This window comes from Actinoallomurus acaciae, assembly GCF_042429965.1.
Classification (GTDB): domain Bacteria; phylum Actinomycetota; class Actinomycetes; order Streptosporangiales; family Streptosporangiaceae; genus Actinoallomurus; species Actinoallomurus acaciae.
This window is the reverse complement of record NZ_JBHLZP010000045.1, coordinates 21306-27977: the sequence shown is the minus strand read 5'-3', so window position 1 is coordinate 27977 and position 6672 is coordinate 21306. Positions and strand designations below refer to the sequence as shown.

The 6672-nt window shown below is 71.0% G+C and carries 10 protein-coding genes; all 10 read left to right on the top strand.

Annotation, left to right across the window (positions count from 1 at the left end):
* On the top strand, positions 1 to 718 hold a 718-nt coding region (locus tag ACFFNX_RS09055), incomplete at its 5' end, for an FAD binding domain-containing protein (protein ID WP_378197992.1).
* A gap of 1 nt (position 719) precedes the next feature.
* Positions 720 to 1256: a (2Fe-2S)-binding protein gene (locus ACFFNX_RS09050; protein WP_378197990.1), complete on the top strand. Its 537-nt coding sequence runs from the start codon at positions 720 to 722 to the stop codon at positions 1254 to 1256.
* Positions 1257 to 1260: 4 nt separating this feature from the next.
* A complete protein-coding gene (locus ACFFNX_RS09045) occupies positions 1261 to 3648 on the top strand; it encodes an aerobic carbon-monoxide dehydrogenase large subunit (protein ID WP_378197988.1) in 2388 nt (795 codons plus the stop codon).
* A complete protein-coding gene (locus tag ACFFNX_RS09040) occupies positions 3645 to 4610 on the top strand; it encodes an XdhC family protein (RefSeq protein WP_378197985.1) in 966 nt (321 codons plus the stop codon). The genes ACFFNX_RS09045 and ACFFNX_RS09040 overlap by 4 nt, the downstream gene beginning before the upstream one ends.
* On the top strand, positions 4611 to 5195 hold the full coding sequence (locus ACFFNX_RS09035) for an SRPBCC family protein (protein WP_378197983.1): 585 nt from the start codon (positions 4611 to 4613) through the stop codon (positions 5193 to 5195). It begins immediately after the preceding gene.
* Positions 5196 to 5207: 12 nt separating this feature from the next.
* Positions 5208 to 5462: a hypothetical protein gene (locus ACFFNX_RS09030; protein ID WP_378197981.1), complete on the top strand. Its 255-nt coding sequence runs from the start codon at positions 5208 to 5210 to the stop codon at positions 5460 to 5462.
* Between the two features lie 14 nt (positions 5463 to 5476).
* Entirely contained in the window at positions 5477 to 5704 is a 228-nt protein-coding gene (locus tag ACFFNX_RS09025; protein ID WP_378197979.1) for a hypothetical protein, read from the top strand.
* A gap of 11 nt (positions 5705 to 5715) precedes the next feature.
* Complete coding sequence (locus ACFFNX_RS09020) at positions 5716 to 5988, top strand: hypothetical protein (RefSeq protein WP_378197977.1); 273 nt, start codon at positions 5716 to 5718, stop codon at positions 5986 to 5988.
* A 2-nt stretch (positions 5989 to 5990) separates the two neighbouring features.
* On the top strand, positions 5991 to 6287 hold the full coding sequence (locus ACFFNX_RS09015; protein WP_378197975.1) for a hypothetical protein: 297 nt from the start codon (positions 5991 to 5993) through the stop codon (positions 6285 to 6287).
* Positions 6284 to 6643: a hypothetical protein gene (locus tag ACFFNX_RS09010; protein ID WP_378197973.1), complete on the top strand. Its 360-nt coding sequence runs from the start codon at positions 6284 to 6286 to the stop codon at positions 6641 to 6643. Before ACFFNX_RS09015 ends, ACFFNX_RS09010 begins: the two co-directional genes overlap by 4 nt.
* The last annotated feature ends 29 nt before the right edge of the window (positions 6644 to 6672 follow it).

Genomic DNA, 6672 nt, shown 5'->3' with positions numbered 1-6672 from the left:
CATCAACGGCCTGCCGGGCCTGGCCTACCATCACGCCGATCCGGACGGCACGATCCGGGTGGGCGCGCTGTGCCGGCACGCCGACCTGGAACGGTCGGCGTTGCTGCCGGGCCGGCAGCCGACGATGGCGGCCGCCGCCCGTCTCGTCGCCGACCCCATCGTCCGCAACCGCGGCACACTGGTGGGCTCGCTGTGCCACGCGGACCCCCAGGGCGACTGGGCCGCCGTCGTGACGGCGCTCGGCGGGCACGTCGTCGCGCAGGGACCGGACGGGCGCCGCGAGATCACGGTCGGGCGGTTCGTCACCGGCCCCTTCGAGAACGCGCTCGCCTACGACGAGATCGCCGTCGAGGCCGTCATCCCCGCGCCCGAGGGCACGCCCGGCGGCGGATACCTGAAGCTGGAGCGGCGCGTCGGCGACTTCGCCACCGCCGGGGTCGCGGTCGCCGTGGAGACCTCGGCCGGTCTGGTCACGCGTGCCGGGATCGCGCTCACCGGCGTGGGCGGGTCGACCATCGACGCCGCGGAGGCCGCCGGGTCCCTGGTGGGCCGGCCGCTGGACGCCGAGTCCATCGGCGAGGCCGCCGAACTCGCCGCGCAGGCGGCGCAGCCGAAGTCCGACCATCGCGGCAGCGCGTCCTACAAGCGGCACCTGGTGCGCACCTTCGTCGAGCGCATCCTCACCCGTGTCGATGACACGACGGAAAGGGCGGCCTGAGATGACACTGTTCGAGGAGATCTCCGCCGAGCCGTCCGAACCGGTGCCGGTCCGGCGCATCACCGTGACCGTCAACGGCACGCGGCGCACGGCCGACGTCGAACCGCGGCTGCTGCTGGTCCACCTGCTGCGACAGGGGCTGCGGCTCACCGGGACGCACACCGGCTGCGACACCACGAACTGCGGCGCCTGCACGGTGCTGGTCGACGGCAAGGCCGTCAAGAGCTGCACGATGCTGGCCGTCCAGGCCGACGGGCACGAGGTCACCACCGTGGAGGGGCTGGGCGGCCCGAGCGAGCTGCATCCGCTGCAGGAGAGCTTCAAAGACGAACACGGTCTGCAGTGCGGGTTCTGCACCCCGGGCATGATGCTGGCCGCCAAGGCGCTGCTCGACGAGGCGCCCGATCCCACCGAAGACGAGGTCCGCTGGGCGCTCTCGGGCAACCTGTGCCGCTGCACGGGCTACCAGAACATCGTGAAGTCGGTGCTCGGGGCCGCGCGGAAGCTGCGGGGCGAGTCCGCGGCGGAGGGGAGCTGAGGTCGTGACACAGGGACTGGACGAGATCAAGATCGGCGGGCTCGGTGCACGCCGTCGCCGGGTCGAGGACAACCGGTTCGTCCGCGGGCGCGGCAACTACATCGACGACATCGTGCTCCCCGGCATGCTGCACGTGGAGATCCTGCGCAGTCCGCTGGCGCACGCCCGGATCAGGTCCATCGACACCAGCAAGGCCTGGGACATCCCCGGCGTACGGCTCGTGCTCACCGGCGAGATGATGGCGACCCGCAACCTCGCCTGGATGCCGACCCTGTCGTATGACACGCAGGCCGTGCTGGCCACCGACAAGGTGCGGTTCCAGGGTCAGGAGGTCGCCTGCGTCATCGCCGACGACCCCTACATCGCCAAGGACGCCTGCGAGGCGATCGTGGTGGACTACGAGCCGCTGCCGGTGATCGTGAACCCCACGCAGGCGGTGGTCGAGGGCGCCCCCCTGATCCGGGACGACAAGGAGAACCAGCCGGACAACGTCATCTACGACTGGGAGGTCGGGGACAAGGCCGGCACCGACCGGGCCTTCGAGCGGGCCGACGTGGTGTCGAAGATCGAGCTGCACTATCCGCGGTCGCATCCGTCGCCGCTGGAGTGCTGCGGGTCCATCGCCGACTTCGACCGGGCCACGTCCAAGCTGACCGTCTACATGACCACGCAGGCGCCGCACATCGTCCGTGCCGCGGTCGCGCTGATCGCCGAGCTTCCCGAGCACATGATCCGCATCATCTCTCCCGACCTCGGTGGCGGCTTCGGCAACAAGGTGCCGGTCTATCCCGGCTACGTCATGGCGATCCTCGCCTCCATCCTCACCGAGCGGCCGGTCAAGTGGGTCGAGGACCGCAGCGGGAACCTGATCTCCACCGGGTTCGGCCGCGACGTGTACCTCCAGGGGGAGATGGCGCTGCGCCGGGACGGCAAGATCCTCGGCGTCCGCATGCACACCGACGCCGACCACGGTGCGTTCTTCGGCGACGCGCAGCCCAGCAAGTTCAAGATCGGGCTGATGCACTCGGCGTTCGCCTGCTACGACATCCCGGCCGCCCATCTGACCGCGCGGGGCGTGTACACCAACAAGGCGCCGGGCGGGGTCGCCTACCGCTGCTCGTTCCGGGTCACCGAGGCGATGTTCTTCCAGGAGCGCATGGTCCAGGCCGCCGCCGACGACCTGGGCATCGACCAGGCGGAGTTCCGGCGCGTCAACTTCGTCCGGGACGACGACTTCCCGCACCGCACCGCGTTCGGCTTCCTCACCGACTCCGGCCAGTACGGCAAGTGCCTCGACGTCGGCCTGGAGGCCGTCGGGTACCAGGAGTTCCTGAAGGAGAAGGAGGAGGCCCGCAAACGCGGCCGGCTGCTCGGCATCGGCATCTCCACGATGACCGAGCCGCTCGGCGCCGGGAACAGCCGCGAGTTCGACATCCTCGGCATCAAGATGTTCGACTCCGCCGAGCTGCGCGTGCACATGACCGGCAAGGCGATCCTGCGGACCGGCGCGCGGACGCAGGGCCAGGGACACGAGACGACCTGGGCGCAGATCGTCGCCCACGAACTCGGCCTGCCCGCCGAGGACATCGTGGTCGAGGAGGGCGACACCGACACCGCGCCGTTCGGCATGGGCACCTACGCCTCGCGCAGCACCCCCGTCGCGGGGGCGGCCGTGTCGATGGTGGCCCGCAAGATCCGGGCCAAGGCGCGCAAGCTCGCCGCTCACCTGCTCGAGGTCTCCGAAGAGGACGTCGAATGGGAGCTCGGCCGCTTCTACGTCCGCAGCGCCCCGGACCGCGGCGTGACCATCCAGGAGTGCGCGATGGCCGCGTACAGCAACATGCCCGACGGCATGGAGCCCGGTCTGGAGGGCAACGCCTACTACGACCCGCCCAACCTCACCTGGCCGTTCGCCTGCTACATCGTCACCGTCGAGGTCGACCCGCAGACCGGCGTGTGGGACGTGCTGAACACCGTCGCCGTGGACGACTGCGGCGTGCGCATCAATCCCATGGTCGTCGAGGGCCAGATCATGGGCGGGCTCACCGAGGCGTACGCGATGGCCAGCATGCAGTTCATCACCTTCGACGCCGAGGGCAACTGCGTCGGCTCGAACTTCATGGACTACCTGCTGCCGACCGCGTGGGAGACGCCGGGGTACGAGCTGCACGAGGTCGTGACCCCGTGCCCGCACCACCCGATCGGGGCCAAGGGGATCGGCGAGTGCGCGACCGTGGGAGGGCCGGCCGCGTTCGTCAACGCCGTCATGGACGCGATCAAGGACACCGGCGTGCGGAACGTCGACATGCCGCTGCTGCCCGACCGGGTGTACGAGGCGATCACACAACGGCACGACGTGTCCGGTGCGCCCCCGATCAAGGTGGACGAATGACGAACGGCCGCGCCATCGACCGGTGGGACGTCATCGACCGGGCCCGTGAGCTGGCACGGGACGGCCAGGAGTTCGCGCTGGCCACGGTCGTGTGGCGGCAGGGCCCGTCGTCCGGGCAGCAGGGGGCGCGCGCGATCATCACGGTCGAGGGCGACCTGCACGGCTGGATCGGCGGCGCCTGCGCCGAACCGGTCGTCATCCGGGAGGCGCGCGAGGTGATCCGGTCGGGGGAATCGCGGCTGTTGCTGCTCGGCGCGGCGGAGCGGTTCGGCGCGGCCGTCCCGGACGGTATGGCCGTCATCCCGATCTCCTGTCAGAGCGAGGGGGCGCTCGAGGTGTACATCGAGCCGGTGGTCCCGGCACCGCACCTGGTCATCGCCGGCCGCTCACCGATGGCGCACACGCTCGCCGAACTCGCCACCGCGCTCGGCTGGCGGACCGAGCTGCGCGACGGGCCGGAGTTCTCCTCCACGGACCTCGATGCCCGCTCGGTCGTCATCATCGCGACGCAGGGCCACGGTGACGAGGAGGCCGTCGAGCACGCGGTGGCGGCCGACCCCGCCTTCGTCGGGCTGGTGGCGTCCAAGCGCCGTGGCGAGGCGATCCGCGGCTACCTCGCCGACCGGGGCGTGCCGCAGGACCGGCTCGACCGCGTACGGGCGCCGGTGGGCCTGGACCTCGGGCACACGTCGCACCGCGAGATCGCGGTCGCGATCCTGGCCGAGCTCGTACGGCTGCGCGCGGCGGGGGAGCTGCCACCCGGCCGGCCGGGCACGCCGGTGGCCGAGCCCGCCCAGGCGACCGACCCGGTGTGCGGGATGACCGTGACCGCCGGCGCCTCCGCCCATCCGGTCGAGCACGACGGCGCCACCTTCCACTTCTGCTGCGTCGGCTGCCGCGACGCCTTCGTCCGGGACCCGGGCGCCTACATCGGCGCCGGCCACGCCCACCAGGAGGTCTGAATGCTCATCGAGAGCGACTTCGAGGTCAGTGAGCCGCCGGACAAGGTGTGGCGCTTCTTCGACGACATCCCGCAGGTCGCCGCCTGCCTGCCCGGCGCCGAGCTGACCGACGACCTCGGCGACGACAAGTACCAGGGCCGGGTCTCGATCCGGATGGGACCGGTCCGGCTGCAGTTCACCGGCACGGCCGAGATCAAGGAACGCGACGACGCCGCGAAGCGGATCGTGGTCGACGCGGCCGGCGCCGACGAGAAGGGCCGTGGCCAGGCGGCGATGTCGGTGACCGCGAAGGTGGTGGCCACCCGGCAGGGAAGCACGGTGCGGGTGGCCCAGGACCTCCAGCTGTCCGGCGCGGCGGCGCAGTACGGGCGCGGCATGATCTCCGACGTCACGTCGGTGCTGATGCGCGACTTCGCGACGAACATGCAGAACCGCATCTCCGCGGCGGACCAGGGTCTGTCGCCGGACCAGGTCGCGACCGGCGCCCCGGCCAGCGGCTTCACGATCGCGCTGCGTGCGATGCGGATGGCGCTGGCCCGCGTGGCGCGCCGATTCTTCCTGCCCTACCAACCCGGCCGGACGTGAGGAGACCCGCACATGGTCTTGTGGTGGATCGGCAACGCGGTGCTGTTGCTGGTGGTGGTGCCCGTACTCGTCGCGCTCCTCAACCGGGTGCTCGCGGCGCTGGAACGCATCCGCGGGGCCGCCGACGACATCCTGGCCGGCGGCGTCGCGCTGGCCGGTGAGCTGGACGGCGTGCCCGAAGGGCTCGCCACGACCGAACGCACCATCCATGACGTCGCCGTCGGCGCGACCCGGTACGCCGGGTCGGTCGGCAGGCTGCTGAGCTGAGGGGAGCGTCCACCATGCCCGCCGTCGCCTGGGTGACCCTGATCATCACCGCGTTGATCGTCGCCGCCGCCGCGCTCGGACTCATCCGCGTGATCTTCCATCTCAGGGCCGTGCGGCGAACGCTCGGCGACGTCATCGGCGGCGTCGCCGTCGTGGCGCAGCGGACCAGCACGGTCCCCGAGGTCCTGCCGGCCGTGAACGCCGAGCTCAAGCCGGTCCGCGACTTCTGCGAATCCGTATGAGGGGGAGCGCGATGCCCACGATCACCGCCGCGGCGAGCGGCTCGACCACCGGCTGGGCGATCGGCTACACGATCACGATCGTCGTCGTGCTCGTGGTCGTCGCCCTGGTCGTGCCGATCCTGCTGCTGGCCCGCGCGATCGGCGGGCAGGCGAAGGCGATCAACGACTCGCTGACCGAGTCGGTCCACAACACCGCCGCCCTGAAAGAGCTGAACACGACGATCGAGCACGCGGAGGTCATCGTCGCCGGGCTCGAACGCGGACGCACGAGACTGGGAGGCTGACCATGACGGGAACGCCCTTGGCGCTGACGTCGACGCAGCGCGACCTGTGGTGGGGGGCGATCATCGGCGGGTTCGTCATCGTGCTGGCGGTCGCGGCCCTGCTCACCATCCTCGTCGTGCTGGTGCGCACCATCGACCGGCGGGTCGCCACCGTACGCGACACGCTCAAGGCCGCGGCGGAGAACACGGCGGACACCGCCCTGATCGCCGAGACCGGCCAGCGTGTGGACGCCGTACTGGCCGAAGGACTCAAGCACCACCTGTTCCTGGGCCGGGTGCTCGGCAAGGTGAGGATGTGACGATCATGGTCGTGCTCTCGGTCATCGACATCGCCCTGCTGATCGCGGGGCTGGCGTTCTACCTCTTTGTCGTGGGGTCCCAGCTCACCCGGATCGCCACGAACCTCGAAGAGTGCCGCGACCTCGTACGGGAGATCGTCGGCAACGCCGAGCCGATCATCCCGGGGGTCGAGCACATCAACCGGACCGGCGGCGTCGTCGCGGGCGCCCTTCCCCTGCTCTACGGAATGGCGGAGGGCATCGTCTCCGGCGTGACACCACGGCCCGAACCGCCCGCCGAACCCGTCCCCGCCCGCCCGGCGGCCGGCCGACGCCGGTCACGCCTCCACGACGGCGTGGGGTACGTCCCGCGTTAGAGCCTGTCCTTAAAGCTGGCTGGGCTGTT